Genomic DNA, 17,330 nt, shown 5'->3' on the forward strand with positions numbered 1-17,330 from the left:
TCGCTGCCCCGCAGCACACGATCAGCCATCGGCCTGATGAAACATCTCACGAATCGTTTCCCTCAGCCAGGCAATGCCTGGATCGGCGGCAAACAGCGCGTGGGAGTGCACCTGGATCTCGATCGGTGGCAGGTCGAAGGGGAGCGGCAGGATTCGGAACGCATCGCCACGATTGAAACGCTGCGCGATGCTCTTTGGGAAGATCACTGCTAGATCGGTGTGCAGGACGATTTCCGGAGCGACCACGAAATGCGGCAGGCGCAACGTCACGTCGCGTTTGAAGTCGAGTTGCTCCAGCCAGTGCTCGACCATCTGATGCCCGGTCGCCGTGGTACTGGCATACACATAGCGCAAGGACGCGAGATCGTTGCGATCAGGCGCGGCCTCGCGCAGCGGATGATCCGCGCGTATCACGCAGACGTGCTCGTCGACGAAAAGCTTGTGACTGATACAGCCGGCGTCGAGCCCTGGGACGTAGCCGAGCGCAAGGTCGACCTCGCCGGCGCGCATCGCCGCGCTGAGGCCGTCCAATGCGACGCTGACCACTTCGACGCGGATACCGCGGGCTTCGCGATCGAGCAGTGCGATAAGCGGCGGGAGGAAGTAGAACTCCGACATGTCGGACATTGACACGCGGAATACACGCTTCGCAGTGCCTGGATCGAAGCGCGCCAACTGTTGTACTGCTTCGTTGATGATCGCGAACGCCTGCGAGAGCGGCGGGTGCAGCCGATAGGCGGCGTCTGTCGGCACCATGCCGCCCGGGGCACGGACGAATAACGGGTCGTCGAACAGGGTACGCAGCCGGCGCAGCGCGTGGCTGACCGCAGGCTGCGTCAGGCCAAGTCGCTGACCTGCCGCGGTAAGGCTGCGCAGATCCCAGATCGCGAGAAAGACGCGCAGCAGGTTCAGGTCGGTCGCGGCGGGATTCTGCTTGCTCATCGAAAGGTAGCGGCGCCCGGCCCCGTCTGAGGTTGGTAAGCTGACCGTTCAACACCTGCCTTCGGACGATCGCGATCTATTGTGCGAGCAGGTTACAGTAAGTGCTGTGCATTGCACAGTGCGGTGTGCCGCCGGCGAAGGGCGGCAACGCGTTGAAGTCGCGTCGCATTGCATCGCGTATCGGCGAGGCCAGTGCGACGGCCAGCGCGGCCGGGTCGTCGAAGACGACCTTGTTGCGCTGCATCGCATCGCTGCGGGTGAAAGGTAGTGATGTGGCGCTGTCTACCCGCGTGTAGATTTCAAGCTCGCGCAGGCCGGGCAGTTCGCGCATCAGCGGCGGATGATGCGCCAGGTAGTGCGATAGCCAGGCGTGCGGATCCTGTGCCGGACCCTCGTAGGTCACGAGGTAGCTGCAGCGGGACGAAGCATCACGCGCTGGTGCAGGTGCCGCCAACGTGTAGCGGCGCACGCCCATTACCTGATACGTGCTCAGCGCCGCATGATGCGGTGCTGGCAGCGATGATGCCAACGCACGCTGTATCGGGCCACCGTCGCGCGCGGCATGCTCCAGCGCGTCAAGCGCATCGAAGTACCACTGCACCACCCAGGCTGGCGCATCGCTTTTTTCGCTGATGCGGGGGTCCAATCCGGTCGCGCTTGCAATCGCACGGTGAACGATGATTTGTTGCAGGCCGGTGCCATCGACGGCGGCTTGCCGAAGCGTCGGAACGTCCGGTGCCGGCACGCCGCCATCAGCGGCGGCGGTGAATAGGCAAAGCTGCATGGTCAGCGCTCCCGTGTGTAGCGGCGGGCATGCCCAGCCGATGAAACTGCCGGTCGAAATACACCAGGCTGGCCGCGCCATCGTCTATCGCGATGTCGTCGATCTCGACGAAAAACACGGCGTGCGAGCCAACCGTCTTGCTGTCGACGATCCTGCCCTCCAGGGCAACCAGCGCGTTGGCGAGCACCGGGGTACCCAACACGCCTGACATCCACGCACGCTGCTCGAACCGGTCTGCCATCGTGCATCCGGTCCTCCCGGCGAACAGGTTCGCCGTGTCGGTATCGTGGGCCGCCAACACGTTGATGCACACATGCCGATTGCCGCTCAGAACGGCGTGCGAATAGCTCGACCGGTTGACGCACGCGAGCATGGTCGGGGGGCTGTCGGTCACCGAGCACACCGCGCTTGCGGTGAAGCCACAGCGGCCATGCGGCCCGTCGGTGGTGATCACGTTGACGGCCGCCGCCAGCCTCGCCATGGCATCGCGGAATCGTTGCCTGTTGGCTTCTTCACTCATCAGGTGGCTCCGTCGCTGTCACGGGTAGGGCGAAGAGGGCGGCATGCCGACGAACAGTGCCCCCGCGGCGTCGTAGGTTCCCTCGCCGAGAAACGCGTGTTGCGTGACGACCATCGAATCGCGCACCAGCTTCTGGAAACGGCTCTCCTGGTAGATCGCATTGATGCCGCCCATCTTGTACGCCTGCATCACCACGCTGGCACCGGTGTGAGCCGCATGGGTGGCTGAAAGGCGTAGCAGGTTGGCCTCCGTCGCATCGATCGGGTCGCCTCGCATGATCGTCTGCCAGGCACGCTCGGACGATTCGAGAAAGAACGCCCGCGCGCTGCGCAACTGCGCCTCGCCTTGGGCGAGCCCGATGCGATAGTACGGACGATCCGCAAGACGCGGCGCGCCGGTCGTCGTCTTGGTAACGCCCGACAGATCCGCCAGCAGTTGCAGCGCCGCGCGGGCCAGTCCCAGGTTCACCGCTGCGTGGACCTGCGCCTGGTAGGCGACCGCCGGATAGCGGTACAGCGGTTCGTCGATGCATGCCGCGCCGCCTCGCACGAAGGTCCAGCGCTCGTCGACAAACTTGTCCGCCAGCTTCAGATCGTGACTGCCGGTCCCCCGCAAGCCGACAACTTTCCAGTTGTCGACGATTTCCACTTCGCTCGCCGGCAGGACGGCCGTGAAAGGTTTGCCGGCTTGCGGCGCCGCCGCACCGTCCGGCGCCGGCGTGCCACCGATGCCGACACCGATCCAATCCGCGCCTTTGCAGCCGCTTGCGAAGTGCCACTGGCCCGTGATCCGGTAGCCGCCGTCGACGCGATTCGCCTTCTGCAACGGATACAGTCCGCCTGCGAACACCTGATCCGGACCGGATGCATAGATATGCGCCTGCGTTTCCACCGGCAGCGCCGCGAGATAAGTGTTTGCGGAGCCGAACGCGGCCACCCAGGCGGCGGACCCGTCGGCGATTGCGATGCGTTCTAGGATTTCCAAGAAGCGTGGCGGCGGCATGCCGTCACCACCGAACCGCTTCGGCGTGCTGGAGCGGAAGATGCCCGCCTCTTTCATCCGCTCGACCATGTCACGCGGGATGTACGATTGTGCGTCGAACTCGCCGCGTCGCTGCGCGATCTCGCCGACCAGCACATCCAGAGAAAGCCGGGGACGGTCAACCCGCGCCGCGGCGCGACGCTCGGCGCCCGCATCGGCGCTGTCCGTTGAGAGATCTGTGTTTATATCGATTGCTTGCATGCTCGGAAACCTCAGTGCAGATGTTTTGCAGGATGCCTGCCGCGCCACGCACGGCGTTCAGCGCGCCTCGCGGCGGAACTGTTCGCGCATCGCCTTTGGATAGGTCTCGCGTGCAAAGCACGTGGCGATGACGGTGATCAGGCCGAGGGCGCCGAGATAGATCGCGACCGGCGCGCCGCTGCGATAGTGCGAGAGCAGGGCGGTGGCGATCACGGGCGACAGACCGCCGCCGAGCACGGAAGAGATTTCCCGTCCGATGCCCAAGCCCGAAAAGCGTAGATGGACCGGCAGCATTTCGCTGATGAAGGCCGGCTGCGCACCTTCCAGGATGCCGAGCGTGACGCTGTTGGCCAAAATCAGCGCGGCGAGAATCTTCCAGTGCTCGCCGGAGCCGAGCAGCACGAAATAGGGCCAGGCGACCAGCACCATGCACAGCGCGCCGGCAAGGTAGACCGGCTTGCGGCCAACCTTGTCGGTGATGTGACCCACGAGCAGGGACACCGGGATCATCAGCAGCATTGACAGCGTCAGTCCGCCGAGTATCCAGCTCGACTTGATGCCGAGGAATTGGCCGTAGGCAATCGAGAACGCAAAGAAGATGTACGACGCGCCGCCTTCGCCGAAACGCAAGCCGAACACAGTCAGCACTTCGCGCGGACATTGACGCAGCACGTCGAGAACAGGCATCCGGCTCTCGTGCCGCGTTTCCTTGACCTGCGCGAAATCAGCGCTCTCGCCGACCGACCGGCGCATCCACAAGCCGAGCACGACGAGAGCCACGCTCGCCAGGAACGGCACGCGCCATCCCCAGCTCTGGAAATCATCGGCGCTCAATTGCTGCGCGAGCAGGAACGCGCCGGTCGACAGTACGAAGCCGAACGCGGCGCCCGACGGACTCCACGCCGCAAGGGCGCCGCGGCGTGTCGGCGGTGCATTCTCGTGTATCAACAGGATGCTGCCGCTCCACTCGCCACCCGCGGCGAGGCCTTGCAGAATCCGTAGCAGTACTAGGAGAATCGGGGCGGCGATACCGATCTGGTGGTAGGTCGGCAGCAGTCCCATCAGCACGGTGGCGGTCCCCATCGTGAGAAGCGTCGCCATCATCACGACCTTGCGGCCATATCGGTCACCGATGTGGCCGCACAGCATGCCGCCGATCGGACGCGCGATGAAACCCACCGTGAAGCCGCCGAATGCCGCAATCGTGCCCGTCAGCGGATCGTTGCCGACCGGGAAGAACAGCTTGCCGAACACGAGGGCGGCGGCCGTGCCGTAGAGGAAGAAGTCATACCATTCGAGGATCTGGCCCAGCACTGCGGTGGCGACGGCTCGTCGCAACATGCTGCTGCGTTGCAACGGGACTTGCGCGGTCGTGGATGCGCTCATGTGTGTGCTCACTGTTGGCGGCGATGTCGTGGAGACGCGGTTTTGGCGGCCTCCGCAAGGCATCCGCTAGCGCAAAGACGGCGGTTGGAGTCGAGGAGGGGTGAGACACGATAGGGAGGACGGGGCGGTGCGGTCAAATTCGGGACAAAAATACGAGACATGAACCGGATTTATGTCGGTAACAACCCGGGGTGGCCATGCTTGCGCGGGGCGGCGCTTCCCTGCTGCTCGCGACGGCGAGATGCAGTCCGTCAGGCGTGCGGCGTGTCGGCGTGGCGCACGTCGACGGCGCCTGGTCCGACGGGCGAAGTGCGCGCCATCGCATCATCAATGCGATCAATGACGGGTCCTATATTTGATAAATTTCCAATGCTTTTTGTTAGTCCTTAGACTGCGGTGAGACCATAACAACTGGAAACGCCCCGCATGACATCAGAGAACACCGGTGCCCGAGTCGCCGGGCCGACTGCAAGCGGTCCGTATGACCGAGCGGTGATGCGTAGAACGCTCGTCGCTTCCGTTGCCGGCAATGCCATGGAGTGGTACGACTTTTTCATCTATGGCACTGCCGCGGCCCTCGTCTTCGGCCAGCTCTTCTTCCCGAAGAACGGCGACCCGTTGATCGGCACGCTTGGCGCGTTTGCCGCCTTCGCGATGGGGTTTGTGGCGCGGCCGCTGGGTGGCATCGTGTTCGGCCATATCGGAGACCGACTGGGTCGCAAGACGTCGCTGGTCTGGACGCTGCTGTTGATGGGCGTGGCGACTTTCGGGATCGGGCTGCTGCCGACTTACGAATCGGCGGGCATCCTTTCCCCGATTCTGCTGGTCGTGCTGCGGGTGGTGCAAGGCATCGCGTCGGGTGGCGAGTGGGGCGGCGGCGTATTGATGATCAGCGAGAATGCCGATGAGCGGAACCGCGGCTACCTGTCGGCTTGGAGTCAGTTGGGCGTCGGCGGTGGCTTCGTGCTCGCCTCCGCCGCTTTCCTCGCGGTGCAGGCGCTGCCGCACGAGCAGTTCATGAGTTGGGGATGGCGCCTGCCGTTTCTCGGCAGCGTCGTGATCTTCGTTCTGGGCATCTACATCCGCCGCCGTTTGCCTGAGAGCCACGACTTTGCGGAGGCGGCCCAGAAGGACAAGACGACGCATCTGCCGGTGGTCGAGGTGATCCGCCGCCATCCGAAGGAGATCCTCGTCGCAATGGGGCTGCGTTTCGCGGAAAACGGTGGCGCCTACATCTTCCTGGCGTTCTCGCTGGTGTACGCGAAGTATGTCGGCATTCCGAACGCAATCATGCTGACTGGCGTCACCGTCGCGATGGTGGTCGAGATGGCGGCGATGCTGGCGTGGGGTTGGCTGTCGGACCGCATCGGTCGCAAGCCGGTTTACCTGATCGGCGCGGTCGGCTTGATGGTGGTGGCCTTCCCGTTCTTCTGGCTGCTCGACACGCGTCAGCCCGTGATGATCTACTTCGCGCTGATCCTCGGCACCGCCGTGTGCCACGGCGCGATGATCGGGACACTGCCGGCACTGATCACCGAGTTGTTCTCGACCGAGGTGCGCTACTCCGGCGTTGCGTTGGGACACGAAGTTGCGTCGGTCTTCGCCGGCGGTTTGTCGCCGGTGATCGCGACGGCCTTGCTGGAGCGGTATCACGCGGCCTGGCCGGTGGCAGTGTTCCTGATGATCCTTGGACTGATCACGGTGATCACGCTCCTGGTCAGCCGCGAGCCACGACGAGTCGTCACAAGCCGGGTTACGGCCTGAGCGGTCTTCGTTCGGAGCGGGCAAGGGGCGCATCCGCAAGGTGGGATGTGCCTCTTGCCATTTATGCTGTCGGTGGTCGCCTGCCTGGTCTTGTGTCGCGCTGCTGTATCTCATTGGGGGGCGCGTGCGATGTCGGGCTGGCCGCGGCCAGCGGGGCTCTGTTTGACGTGTTGGTGCCGCGTAGCGAGCCGGGGCCGACCCCACACCGGTCCAATGCAAGCGCGTGGGGCCGATTAGAAGCCGCCGAGAGGCCGAATACAGGCTGGGTAGCGGTCGGGCGGAAGCCCGGGATCGGTCGTCGAATCGGTTGCGTGAGACAGGCCACACGATGCGCGATGCACGCATTCGGTCGTCGCAACTCGTGGCGCATTCCGCGGCGCATGCAGTCCATCGCAGCCGGTGTGTGCCGCGAATCGACGCGAGACTTTGCGGGTCATCCTCGTCGGGTTCAACGCACGACCGGTGGCGTCGGGAGGCGACGGGTGGCGTTGAGGGCGATAGAGGCGATAAAGGCCTCAGCAGAAGCGCAAGCGCGCGGCGCGGTGAGGTGTTGCGGTGGGGTGTCGCGGTGGGGTATCGCGGTAATGTGCCGGGCTGGGGCTCGCAGGTGCCGGGCAGTCGGCAGAGCCGAGTTAGGCAGTGCATTGGCTTGCCGCGTGAGGTGCGCGCACCGGTTCGACACGAGGCTCAGATGAAAGCGCCCGGCTGGATCAGCCGGGCGAAGACGACGTCAGGTCAGGCGCGGTTGGCGATTGCCCGTTCGATGAACGCGGCGATCTCGCAGACTTTCTCGTCGGCACCGTGTCGTCCGACAATCTGTAAGCCGGCCTTGATGTCGCTGCCTTCGATTGGGATCGGCAGTGAAAGCGCGGGGTGACCGGTCAAATTGAATGGTCGGATGAAGAACGAGGTTCTGATGACCGGGACGCCATTTCTTGCTTCGTCGACGGTGATCGGCAAAGACGGCATGGTCGGAAGCACGATCGCGTCGACCTGACGCAGTTGTTCGTCGACCTGCGCCGTGAACCGTTCGCGTACTGTTTCGGCCCGAGCGAGGTCGTCCGCGCTCGTGTTGCGCGCGAGTGCAAGGCGAGCCTCAAGGTCGGCGCCGAGCACATTGCGCCCTACAAACTCGCCAAACGCGCGGGCGGTCTCGGCGTTGATCACGGTCAGGCCAGCATCGAATGCATCTTCGATGCCGGTCAGATCGACCGGCCGTTGCGCCAGCCCGGTCCGTGCCAACGCCGCCGCGACAGCAGCATTGATCGCCGGATCGGCTTCGCCGCGATACACCCCCAGCGTGAACGGCTGTCCAGTGCGCGCCGCGGCGTCGTCGACCGCCGCCGGCGACAGGTCGAAGTCGGGTGCGATCGCTTGCATGACGGCGACCAGCGTCTTCATGTCGCGCGCGAAAGGTCCCACACAGTCGAGCGTGCTCTCGCGCGGCGTGACACCCTGCCGGCTGACGCGGCCGAACGTGGGTTTCAAGCCGATGACCCCGCAGAAGGCCGCCGGCCCGCGGATCGAGCCGCCGGTGTCCGTGCCAATCGCGGCATCGACCAATGCGGCGCCCACGGCCGCCGCCGAGCCACTCGACGATCCGCCGGGCACGCGTTCCGGTGCTTGCGGATTGGTCGGCGTTCCGGTGAACGCGTTGATGCCGGTCATGCCGAAGGCAAGCTCGTGCATGTTCGCCTTGCCGACGATTTGCCAGCCGGCTGCAAGCAGGCGGCTCACCACCTCGGCATGCTGGGCGGCGGGCGGGGCGTCGGCCAACGCACGGCTACCGGCTTGCGTCGGCATGCCGGCGATGTCGATGCAGTCCTTGACAGCGATCGTCAAGCCGTTGCTGTGGGCGCCATTGAGTTCGAAGCGGGCAATCAGTTCATTCATGAGCGCGGTTCCTGGACGTGCTGAAGGTTGGTGCGTGGCACTGCATCGAAGTTTGCGTCGAGCATGCGTTCCGTCTGGAAGTGCGTGATGCGCCACTGCGGTGGCGTGCCGGCATCGGGCATCGACTTCGACGCCGCGTCGATTGCAAACCCGATCCGCAAGCGTGCGATGATCGTCTGCGGCGCACGGTCGACGTAGATCGACGTTTGTTGCATGATCCAACGCCCGACCGCGCGACTTGCATCGGTGTCGACCTCGATGTGCTCGGAGCCGAGCAGATGCGCGTTGACCACGAAATGCGCGGTGGGCGGCAGATAGCGTAGCAGCATTGCCACGATCTGGTCAGCCCCTTCGTTGCGTCCGAACTTGTCGGCGTAGAAGTCGCCGACGCCCTCCCATACGGCATCACCGGTGAAAAGTGCTCGCAGTTGCATCGCGAAATCCGCCTCCTGCTGCGGGACGTCGCAAAGCTGCATATACCGGGTAAAGAGGCGTCGGACTTCGGATTCTGCTTCGAGGCGGGACAGACGCGCCGCCAGGTTTTCGATGGAAGAATTCATTGGCGCGAACGAGAGAGCGGAGCAAAGCGCGCCGTCGTGACAGCGGCGGAGCAGTGCTGGCGGTGCTGGTTGGGTAGGCGAAAGCAGATGCCGGACCTCGGTGTGTGGCGGACGCGCCAACTCCAAGCGCGTACATCGGCAGGGTCCACACTTCCTGCCACGTGTCGCCATGTGTCGTCATGTGTTGCCAGGAGCTGTAACGAGCTGTCACGCGCCGGCTCCATGCGCCGGTGTCGGGCGTGCGCCACGGTGTGCAGCGGCGCACCACTGCACACGCTCGCCGCCCGGCGACATGCGTGGGCGGCGAGCGTGTCGTCGGCTACAACAGGAAGCCGATCGAATTGAGCGCTTCGAGCGAGTCGATCAGTCGGATCACCTTGTCGACGATTTTCGGTTGTCCGTCGGTGAACGCAATCCGATGCGTGACATCGGCCGCGAACAGGGTGGTCGTCGCACGCTTGCAGGCGACGACCACCTGCGACGAGCGGATTTCGATGATACCGCCCTCGTCGCCGCGCGTCTGCTCCACAAAGCGCGAGACGGTACGAACCGTACGCGCCGAGTCGCTTGCCGATGCGGAGAAACCGCTCAGCATCCGGTCCGCGCGAAGCTTCCGCATCACGTGATCGTCATACACGTAATTCAGCGACGCAGCAAAGTCCGTCGTGTCCGGCTCGATCGGTACCACATAGTGTCCGTCCTCGGTCCAGAGTGTGAGCCACGTGCGATAGTCCTTGCGGTCGAGGAGTTCGGCTTCTTGCCAGATCAGTTCGATGGCGGCGGCGAAGGCCGGGCGCATGCCGCTTGTCTCGTGCTGAGCCATTATGCTTTTTCTCCTGCCGCGCCGCTCTCGGCCGCTGCCATCATCTCGCGCCACTTGGCGTACGCTTCCCGCATCCCGGTCTCGTCCGTCGAGTGGGCTGTCTTCTCACCGTTCGGTGCGGTCGTTTCGCGGTTCAGGCCGCGATTCACCAGGATCGGCAAGTCGGGACCGGCATAGGAACCGCGTTGAACGCGTTCCCATGCCTCCGCGTCGTCCGGGCTGCCGAAGCCGAACGGGCCCTGGAAGTGTTCATGGATGCGCAGCCGCTCGCGATTCGCTTCTTCGGGACCGCCGTCCATGCCCAGTGCAACGTGTCGAATTTCCGTTTCCTCCGCGGAGATCGGCCGCAGCACCCGGAAGAACGCCATCGACAAGGCAAGATTTGGAAACAGGTTCAGGTTGAAGCCCACGCCCAGCAGCGACCGGACGATGCGACGCACCGCTTCGGGAGAATGCTTCGATGAAAGTTGTTCGATGAGCGGCTTGAAGCGCTCCGGCAGCGGCGCGCCGTCGTCCTGATCGAGATCGACCAGCTCCGGCATCAGCACCGCCAGGCTGTGACCGTTGCCCAGCGCGCGGCAGAATGCCTGATCACTGGTCATGAAGCTGGTGATGATCTTCTCGGTTTCCTCGTCGATCGACTTCAGCCACGACTTGTGCACGACGGGGAAGTGGTAAAGATCGGTCGTGTTCTCGAGCTGAATCTTCCAGTTCCCCTTGAATTTGAATTTGTGCTCGCCGTTCGTCTTGACCGGGTAGCCCGCGCCCTGCTTCATGAAGAGGTCGATCCACGGCTTGGCTCCGCCAAGGAAATCGTCCAGCGGTTCCACGTTCTGGTTGAAACTGGCGAAAATGAGACCGTTGTAGATGCCGACGCGCAGGCTGGCGAGCGGCAATTCCGACTTGTCCACGACGCCTTCGTAGCCATCCCCATACGGCAGGGCGCGGAGCGTGCCGTCGAGCGCATAGCTCCAGCTGTGATACGGACAGGTGAAGCCTTTCGCATTGCCCTTCTGCTTTTCGCAAACCGTTGCGCCGCGATGACGGCAACGGTTCTGCAAGACACGCACTTGCCCGCTCCGGTCGCGCACCACGATGACCGGTTGCCGACCGATGGTCGTGGTACGGAAGTCGCCCGGGTTGGGCAGCTCGCTTTCGTGAGCCACCCAGATCCATGTCTTGTAGAAGATGTTTTCCAACTCGGCTTCGAACAGCGCCGGGTCGTAGTACAGCGACGGCGCGATGCGGTCGGACTCGGCCCGTTGATAAAGCCCGGTGCAGTCGATAGTTTGAGGATGCGTATTGCTCATCGATTGGCTCATGTGGGTATGGGGTTCGTGCAACTGACGCATTGTTGTGACGGGGCGTTCAGTCCCCGACTTTCTTGTCTCGTTGGCGTGCCGTCGCTCGTGCCGTGCAGCAGGGCGGGCTGCGCCCGCTTCGGTCGGCCAGTCCGTCCGATCGGCTCACCGGCCCGCGCGGCGGCGCTGCGCGTCGATCAAAGGTCCAGCACCAGCTCGGCGCTTCGCGCCCGTGAAACACAGCAGCAGATCACCTGATTGCCGGCCTTTTCCGCTTTGCTGAGGCAGTGGTCGCGGTGGTCGGGTTCTCCCTGTACGACATCGACGATGCAGGTGCCACAGATGCCTTCGCCACAGGACGTGTCGATCTCGATGCCCACGGTGGCCAGGGCTTCGACGATGGTCGTCCCTGCTGGCACGTTGACACGCTGGCCGCTGCTTCCCAGCACGACGTCGAAGGCGCTGGCGGCGCCTTCAGTCGCCAGTTCGTGTGCGCCGCTTGCTTGCTCGACGCCGAAGCGTTCGAGGTGGACGTGGTCCGCCGGAAGATGGCGTGCCGCGGCTTCGACCACCGCCTCCATGAAGCCGGCGGGACCGCAGGTATAGACTTGCGCCGAAGCCGGCACGTCGGCGAGCAGGACGTTCAGCGCATCATCGAGCCGCTCGCGGCCGATGCCGGCGTGAATCTGCACATGGCGGGCGAACGGTGCCTCGCGCAACAGCGGGATGAAGGCGCCCTCCGGCTCCGAACGCACGAAGTAGTGCAACGTGAAGTCCTGACGTGCGGTGTCGTCACGTGCCAACAGGTGGTGCGCCATGCTCAGCAGCGGGGTGATGCCGATCCCGGCGGCGATCAGAATGTGGCGTGCCGCCTCGGGCTGGAGCCTGAACAGATTGCGCGGCGCGCCGATCCGGATCTCGTCGCCGACCTGCACGCGCTCGTGCAGTGCAAGCGAACCGCCGCGAGACGCGCGTTCTTTCTTGACGGCAAACCAATACGCGGTCCGATCGCCCGGATCGCCGAACAGCGAATACTGGCGCACCGGTGCGTCCGGGATCAGTACGTCGACATGGGCGCCGGGTTCGAAACGGTCGAACGGTTCACCGTCGCTGCGCACGAGGCGGAAGGCGCGAATGTCCGGCGTCTCGTCGACGATTGCGTCGATTCTCACGCTGATCGTGCCTGCTTTGGCGTGGGAAGGGGATTGCACACTCATGGGCGATGGTCAGCCGTTGCGTGTCACTGCTGGTGACGATGACCTCAGAATAGCGAGCGCACGCACATTGCTCAAATTTATTAAAATTGCCCCCCATGATCCGCCGCGCTTATGATTCAGCCCGCGCCACCACTGCGCGTGCCTTCCGACGCCGCTGAGCTGGCGAACCGTGCCGGCAACGCCGGCACCAGGATGGGTCCCCAACCTTTTGAGACAGTGCCATGCCTTCGCTCGACCACATCGATTTGAATCTGCTGCGGGTCTTCATGGCCATTGTCGAAGAGGAAAGCCTGACTGGCGCAGGACGCCGCCTCGGGCTGTCGCAACCGGCGATCAGCTATTCGCTGGGACGACTGCGTGCGGTCTTCGATGATCCACTCTTCGTCCGGACCCGCTCGCGGATGCAGCCGACACCAAAGGCGCTGGAGCTTTCGAAGATCGTCGCGCGTGCCCTGGAGTCGGTCCGAGAGGCACTGCGCCACGCCGAGCGCTTCGATCCCGCGACGAGCAGCCGGACGTTCCGAGTGGCGCTGTCCGACGCGGGCGAACTGGCCTACCTGCCGCGGCTGTGCGAAGTGCTGCATCGCGAGGCGCCGCACGTTCGCCTGGAAAGCCTTCCGTCATCGATCGAGACAATCGTCGAGCGCCTGCGCAGCAGTCGTCTGGATTTCGCGATCGGCAATCTCCCCGGTCTGATGGCCGAGACGGAGAACATGATCCTGTTTGACGAGGATTATGTCTGCATGCGTCGTCGTCATGGCGCGGCCCACCGCTCCGCGACGCGCCGGCGAAGCGGCGAACCGGACGACGCCGATGCCCGGCTGGCGCACGCCGACTATCCGTTGCTGTCGATGCAGACCTATCGGGACGCAACCCATCTGCGCGTGAGTTCGCTGGAGCAGAGTCACGGCGGCATCGATGTGGCCTTGCACGCGCGTGGCGTCAAGCGCAACGTTGCGCTGGACCTGTCCCACTTCGCCTCGGTGCCACGCGTGTTGCGCGTGACGGATCACGTCGCCACGCTGCCGCGGCGTCTGGCCGAGATCCTGCGCGAAGAGGGCGATTTCGAGATATTCGCGTTGCCGGTCAGGCTGCCGCGAGTCGAAATCACACTGCACTGGCACGCCCATTTTGCCGCTGACGACGGCAATGCGTGGTTTCGCACGCGCTTGAACGACGTCATGCAGATGATGCGAAGCTAGCGCGCCCAGTCCGGTATCGTCCGCGGGCCACGGACCACTGGCCCGACCTTGGCAACGTCAGGCGTCGGTCCATGTCAGCGCGAGCCGGCCCCGCGCCTGCCCGCGCCGCAAGCGCTCGAAAGCGATGGCCGCATGCTGCATGGCGTGGCGTTCCACGGCGAGCGCCAGCGCGCCGCGCATCACCTGTTCCGTCAAGCCGCCGATCAGCGCGTTGGCACGGGCTTCGCGCCGCAGCATGTTGACCGGCAGTAGTGCAACGTCTCCAAGGAACCAGTTGGGGAGGTTGAGGGTGACGTCCGTGCCGCCGGTGTAGCCAACCATCACCGCGCGTCCTCCGGGCCGGACCCATCCAAGCCGTTGTGAGAAACCCGCGCCGCCGATCGTATCGATGAGCAGGGTGACGGACTGATCGCGCGCCAGGCGTGCCGTCGCTGCATCGTCGGCAAGCGACAGTGTCTCGGCGCCGGCTGGAACGAACGGTACCCGCTCGGCCCGCGAAACGGTGCCGATCACCCGTGCACCGGCAGCCAGGGCCATCTGGGTGGCGACCGAACCGACCGCGCCGGCCGCGCCGATGACGGCGACGACCTCGTCCGCCGCCACCGATATATCCGACGAGGTCGCTTGATCGATCCGCCACGCGCCGAGACGTCCGATGTCGTGCAGCGCGATATACGAGGTGGTCAGCGGACTGTACGCGGTAGCCGCGGTCGCGGCGTCGAGGTCCGACGGGATCTCGCGCAACGCGGCATCGGGCACGGCGACGAATTCCGCCCACGTTCCGTCGCGGCTCAAGCCAAGGCCGTTGCCGCGAATGGCCACTTTCGTTCCGCAGGCAAAGCGTTCCGACCGCTCGATTGTCCCCGCGCCTTCAACGCCACCGATGTATGGCAGCGCGGGGCGCACATTGAACCGTCCGCTCAGGACCGTCAAATCGAGATGGCTGACCGCGGCCGCCTCGATGCGGACCAGGCTTTCTCCCGGACCGAGCGTGGGCGTCGGCGCTGCCTCAAGCACGGGCGTTTGCCCCCAGGCATGGACTCGCAATACCCGCATCGTTGCGTTCATCATCTCGGTCTCTGTTCTTCGTCAGTGCCCGAATCGTATCTCGTTTCCTCGCAAGCGTTTACGCGCGGGTTTGTGCGCGGGTTTCTGCACATGTCGCTACGGATATTCCGCCGCGCGTCGCGGGGCGCTTCGGCCGGCATCGTTGAACGTCTGCTTGGCCGCCGGCCAGGACGGTCGCTCCGGCGACGGCCGGTCTCGGAAACAGCAAGGCGTCAGATGTCGAACGCGGGCTGCTGATGCTTTGGACAATGCGGCGTCAATGCCGCACAGCCTGGCGGTCAATGCACCAGACGCGCCACCGCCTGCTCGTATTCTTGCACCAGACGCGCCATCACCTCGGCAGCGCTGGGCAGGTCGTGGATGAGCCCCGCCGACTGGCCCAACTCCACCTTGCCACGCTCGACATCGCCGTCGAGCGCAGCCTGTTTCAGCGTGCTGCTCTTGAACAGTGCGTCATACGCCGCGTCGTCGGTCTCGCGCCGGTCGGCATTGAGCACGGCGTCGGCGAAACGGTTCTTGGTCATGCGCACCGGAAGCCCGCGGACACCTACCAACACCGTGTCGGCGACATCGGTGTCGAGGATGGCGCGCTTGTAGTTGTCGTGCACCCCGGCCTCCCGCGTCGCGATAAAGCGCGTGCCGAGCTGGACGGCGTCCGCCCCAAGCGCGAGCAGCGCGGCGATGCCGAAGCCGTCGGCAACGCCGCCACCGGCCACGATGGGAATCGAAAATTCCTGGGCGGCACGCCGCACGGCAATCAGCGTGCTGACCCCGTTGGCGGGTGGATGGCCGCCTGCTTCGCTGCCCACGACCACGAGCGCGTCCACGCCGGCATTGGCGGCCTTGCGCGCGTGTTCGATGGTCGAGACGACATGAATCCATCGGGTGCCGATGCGCTGGAAACGTTCGAGGTGCGCTTTGGGCCCGCCTTGCGACGCGAACACGACCGGCACCCGCTCTTCCTCGATGACGTCCAGGAACGATGCCGCCGCGGGCCGGTACAGCGGCAGATTGACACCGAAGGTGGCGCCGTTGGTGGCCGCCTTGACCTCGCGCACGGCCTGGCGGAAGGCGTCCAGATACATCGGCCCCGCAGCGATGACGCCCAGCCCGCCCGCATTGCTGACCGCAGCTGGCAAGGCCGCATTCGATGACGCCCAGCTCATGCCGGCCTGGATGATCGGATATCGAACGCTCAGCATGCGGGTCAATCTGGTCGGGGTCATTGTGTCTTCCTTCTGGTTTCAGTGTTGGCTATCTCGGCTCCGCCCGTCGCGGCCTCATCGCGACTGGCCGCTGGCCAGCAAGCGGGCCGGGATGCCGATCAGCAGCATGACGCCACCGGCCAGGATCAAGCAGCCTGCGAACTGGATGCCCAGCGTCAGGCTGCCGGAGACCGATTTCACGTAGCCGATCATGCTCGGTCCGACGAGCCCACCCAGCGAGCCGATGCTGCTCACCAGCGCGATCCCGGCGGCCGCACTCGTCGGACCCAGATAGGTCGACGGAATGGTCCAGAAAACAGACAGGCTGGATAGATGGCCTGACGTGGCGATCGCCAGCAGCAATACCGAGAACGCCAGGTCGCCGCGGGCGAAGGGCAGCGCGATGAGACTGACTGCCGCACACATCAGCGGCAACGCGGCGTGCCAGCGCCGCTCGCGCATGCGGTCGGAATGGCGGCTTACCAGCACCATCGCGACGATCCCCGCGACGGGCGGAATCGCGGCAAGCAGACCGACCTGCAGCGCGTCGCGAACCCCGGTGGCCTGAATTACCATCGGTGCGAAAAAGGCGATGGTGCTGGCCAGCACGTAGGCGCAGAACGACACCAGCCCCGCCACGTAGACACGCCAATCGCGCAGCGCCGTGAGCATGCCGCCATGGCCGTGGCCAGGCTCGGCGCGGTTGCGCCGTTCGGCAGCCAGCACGCTCACCAGACTTGCCTTCTCTTCGGCCGTCAGCCATGCGGCGGCCTCCGGGCGGTCTTCGAGCCGAAAATAAACGATGACGCCGAGCACGATCGCGGGCAGCCCTTCGAGCAGGAACATCCATTGCCAGCCGGCGAGGCCGTGGAGCCGGTGAAAGCTGTGCATGATCCAGCCCGACAGCGGCGCGCCGATCATCGTCGCCACCGGGATGGCGATGAAAGAGAGCGCGGTGACGCGCGCGCGCCGCTCGGCGGGAAACCAATAACTGAGGTAGAGGATGATGCCGGGAAAGAAGCCGGCCTCGGCCACGCCCAGCAGCATCCGGGCAATGTAAAACTCGATCGGCGTGCGCACGAACATGGTGGCTGCCGAAACGGCGCCCCAGAGCACCATGATGCGCAACAGCGTCCTGCGCGCCCCCATCCGCGCCAGCAGCAGGTTGCTGGGCACCTCGAAAAGAAGGAATCCGACGAAGAAGAGTCCGGCGCCAATGCCGTACACGAGGTCGCTGAAATGTAGGTCGGCCTTGAACTGGATCTGCGCGATGCCAATGTTCACGCGATCGATGTAGTTGATGATGTAGCAGACGAACAGCAGCGGCAGAATGCGGCGCCCGATCTTCCGGTATGTCGATTCGCTCACCGCGTCCAACGCGGGCGCGAGGTCAACCGCACCGGTCGTATAGGTGGTCATTGTC

The 17,330-nt window shown here is 64.7% G+C and carries 15 protein-coding genes; 2 read left to right on the forward strand and 13 right to left on the reverse strand.

What is annotated here, in order from left to right; all coding sequences use genetic code 11:
* Nucleotides 1-21: 21 nt before the first annotated feature.
* The 5 genes from BLU54_RS03930 to BLU54_RS03950 form a co-directional block, all read right to left on the reverse strand.
* On the reverse strand, nucleotides 22-942 hold the full coding sequence (locus BLU54_RS03930) for a LysR family transcriptional regulator (protein ID WP_091904961.1): 921 nt from the start codon (nucleotides 940-942) through the stop codon (nucleotides 22-24).
* Nucleotides 943-1,018: 76 nt separating this feature from the next.
* Nucleotides 1,019-1,726 (reverse strand): EthD family reductase, encoded by a 708-nt coding sequence (locus BLU54_RS03935; protein WP_091904964.1) that lies wholly within the window; start codon nucleotides 1,724-1,726, stop codon nucleotides 1,019-1,021.
* Nucleotides 1,695-2,246, reverse strand: coding sequence for a flavin reductase (locus tag BLU54_RS03940; protein WP_091904967.1), 552 nt, complete (start codon nucleotides 2,244-2,246; stop codon nucleotides 1,695-1,697). Before BLU54_RS03940 ends, BLU54_RS03935 begins: the two co-directional genes overlap by 32 nt.
* Nucleotides 2,247-2,264: 18 nt before the next feature.
* The gene (locus BLU54_RS03945; protein ID WP_091904983.1) at nucleotides 2,265-3,488 is read right to left on the reverse strand and encodes an acyl-CoA dehydrogenase family protein; all 1,224 of its coding nucleotides are present in this window, start codon (nucleotides 3,486-3,488) and stop codon (nucleotides 2,265-2,267) included.
* Between the two features lie 57 nt (nucleotides 3,489-3,545).
* Complete coding sequence (locus tag BLU54_RS03950) at nucleotides 3,546-4,874, reverse strand: MFS transporter (protein ID WP_091904986.1); 1,329 nt, start codon at nucleotides 4,872-4,874, stop codon at nucleotides 3,546-3,548.
* Nucleotides 4,875-5,369: 495 nt separating this feature from the next.
* On the opposite strand from BLU54_RS03950, the gene BLU54_RS03955 reads away from it, so the two are divergent.
* Nucleotides 5,370-6,638: an MFS transporter gene (locus BLU54_RS03955; RefSeq protein WP_235837780.1), complete on the forward strand. Its 1,269-nt coding sequence runs from the start codon at nucleotides 5,370-5,372 to the stop codon at nucleotides 6,636-6,638.
* Nucleotides 6,639-7,373: 735 nt separating this feature from the next.
* On the opposite strand, the gene BLU54_RS03960 is transcribed toward BLU54_RS03955, so the two are convergent.
* The 5 genes from BLU54_RS03960 to BLU54_RS03980 form a co-directional block, all read right to left on the reverse strand.
* Nucleotides 7,374-8,531 (reverse strand): amidase, encoded by a 1,158-nt coding sequence (locus tag BLU54_RS03960; RefSeq protein ID WP_091904992.1) that lies wholly within the window; start codon nucleotides 8,529-8,531, stop codon nucleotides 7,374-7,376.
* Nucleotides 8,528-9,091: a nuclear transport factor 2 family protein gene (locus BLU54_RS03965; RefSeq protein ID WP_091904995.1), complete on the reverse strand. Its 564-nt coding sequence runs from the start codon at nucleotides 9,089-9,091 to the stop codon at nucleotides 8,528-8,530. The genes BLU54_RS03960 and BLU54_RS03965 overlap by 4 nt, the downstream gene beginning before the upstream one ends.
* Before the next feature lie 319 nt (nucleotides 9,092-9,410).
* A complete protein-coding gene (locus BLU54_RS03970; protein ID WP_091904998.1) occupies nucleotides 9,411-9,914 on the reverse strand; it encodes an aromatic-ring-hydroxylating dioxygenase subunit beta in 504 nt (167 codons plus the stop codon).
* Entirely contained in the window at nucleotides 9,914-11,224 is a 1,311-nt protein-coding gene (locus tag BLU54_RS03975) for an aromatic ring-hydroxylating oxygenase subunit alpha (protein WP_091905972.1), read from the reverse strand. Before BLU54_RS03975 ends, BLU54_RS03970 begins: the two co-directional genes overlap by 1 nt.
* A gap of 188 nt (nucleotides 11,225-11,412) precedes the next feature.
* Complete coding sequence (locus tag BLU54_RS03980; RefSeq protein ID WP_091905001.1) at nucleotides 11,413-12,432, reverse strand: PDR/VanB family oxidoreductase; 1,020 nt, start codon at nucleotides 12,430-12,432, stop codon at nucleotides 11,413-11,415.
* 221 nt (nucleotides 12,433-12,653) lie between these two features.
* Here BLU54_RS03980 and BLU54_RS03985 point away from each other — a divergent pair, with 221 nt between their 5' ends.
* On the forward strand, nucleotides 12,654-13,634 hold the full coding sequence (locus tag BLU54_RS03985; RefSeq protein WP_091905004.1) for a LysR family transcriptional regulator: 981 nt from the start codon (nucleotides 12,654-12,656) through the stop codon (nucleotides 13,632-13,634).
* A gap of 57 nt (nucleotides 13,635-13,691) precedes the next feature.
* Here BLU54_RS03985 and BLU54_RS03990 read toward each other — a convergent pair whose 3' ends face one another.
* The 3 genes from BLU54_RS03990 to BLU54_RS04000 form a co-directional block, all read right to left on the reverse strand.
* Nucleotides 13,692-14,705, reverse strand: a complete 1,014-nt coding sequence (locus BLU54_RS03990) for a quinone oxidoreductase family protein (protein ID WP_211435296.1) — start codon at nucleotides 14,703-14,705, stop codon at nucleotides 13,692-13,694.
* Between the two features lie 275 nt (nucleotides 14,706-14,980).
* Nucleotides 14,981-15,928 (reverse strand): NAD(P)H-dependent flavin oxidoreductase, encoded by a 948-nt coding sequence (locus tag BLU54_RS03995; protein WP_091905007.1) that lies wholly within the window; start codon nucleotides 15,926-15,928, stop codon nucleotides 14,981-14,983.
* Nucleotides 15,929-15,982: 54 nt separating this feature from the next.
* Nucleotides 15,983-17,326: an MFS transporter gene (locus BLU54_RS04000; RefSeq protein WP_091905010.1), complete on the reverse strand. Its 1,344-nt coding sequence runs from the start codon at nucleotides 17,324-17,326 to the stop codon at nucleotides 15,983-15,985.
* Nucleotides 17,327-17,330 lie beyond the last annotated feature (4 nt).

The sequence above is a fragment of the Chitinasiproducens palmae genome (assembly GCF_900095735.1).
GTDB classification, from domain to species: Bacteria; Pseudomonadota; Gammaproteobacteria; order Burkholderiales; family Burkholderiaceae; genus Chitinasiproducens; species Chitinasiproducens palmae.

What these genes read in the sequence shown, in the direction of transcription:
- BLU54_RS03930 (WP_091904961.1), bottom strand. Translation starts at nt 942, where the DNA reads ATGAGCAAGCAGAATCCCGCCGCGACCGACCTGAACCTGCTGCGCGTC.
- BLU54_RS03935 (WP_091904964.1), bottom strand. Translation starts at nt 1,726, where the DNA reads ATGCAGCTTTGCCTATTCACCGCCGCCGCTGATGGCGGCGTGCCGGCA.
- BLU54_RS03940 (WP_091904967.1), bottom strand. Translation starts at nt 2,246, where the DNA reads ATGAGTGAAGAAGCCAACAGGCAACGATTCCGCGATGCCATGGCGAGG.
- BLU54_RS03945 (WP_091904983.1), bottom strand. Translation starts at nt 3,488, where the DNA reads ATGCAAGCAATCGATATAAACACAGATCTCTCAACGGACAGCGCCGAT.
- BLU54_RS03950 (WP_091904986.1), bottom strand. Translation starts at nt 4,874, where the DNA reads ATGAGCGCATCCACGACCGCGCAAGTCCCGTTGCAACGCAGCAGCATG.
- BLU54_RS03955 (WP_235837780.1), top strand. Translation starts at nt 5,370, where the DNA reads ATGCGTAGAACGCTCGTCGCTTCCGTTGCCGGCAATGCCATGGAGTGG.
- BLU54_RS03960 (WP_091904992.1), bottom strand. Translation starts at nt 8,531, where the DNA reads ATGAATGAACTGATTGCCCGCTTCGAACTCAATGGCGCCCACAGCAAC.
- BLU54_RS03965 (WP_091904995.1), bottom strand. Translation starts at nt 9,091, where the DNA reads ATGAATTCTTCCATCGAAAACCTGGCGGCGCGTCTGTCCCGCCTCGAA.
- BLU54_RS03970 (WP_091904998.1), bottom strand. Translation starts at nt 9,914, where the DNA reads ATGGCTCAGCACGAGACAAGCGGCATGCGCCCGGCCTTCGCCGCCGCC.
- BLU54_RS03975 (WP_091905972.1), bottom strand. Translation starts at nt 11,224, where the DNA reads ATGAGCAATACGCATCCTCAAACTATCGACTGCACCGGGCTTTATCAA.
- BLU54_RS03980 (WP_091905001.1), bottom strand. Translation starts at nt 12,432, where the DNA reads ATGAGTGTGCAATCCCCTTCCCACGCCAAAGCAGGCACGATCAGCGTG.
- BLU54_RS03985 (WP_091905004.1), top strand. Translation starts at nt 12,654, where the DNA reads ATGCCTTCGCTCGACCACATCGATTTGAATCTGCTGCGGGTCTTCATG.
- BLU54_RS03990 (WP_211435296.1), bottom strand. Translation starts at nt 14,705, where the DNA reads ATGATGAACGCAACGATGCGGGTATTGCGAGTCCATGCCTGGGGGCAA.
- BLU54_RS03995 (WP_091905007.1), bottom strand. Translation starts at nt 15,928, where the DNA reads ATGACCCCGACCAGATTGACCCGCATGCTGAGCGTTCGATATCCGATC.
- BLU54_RS04000 (WP_091905010.1), bottom strand. Translation starts at nt 17,326, where the DNA reads ATGACCACCTATACGACCGGTGCGGTTGACCTCGCGCCCGCGTTGGAC.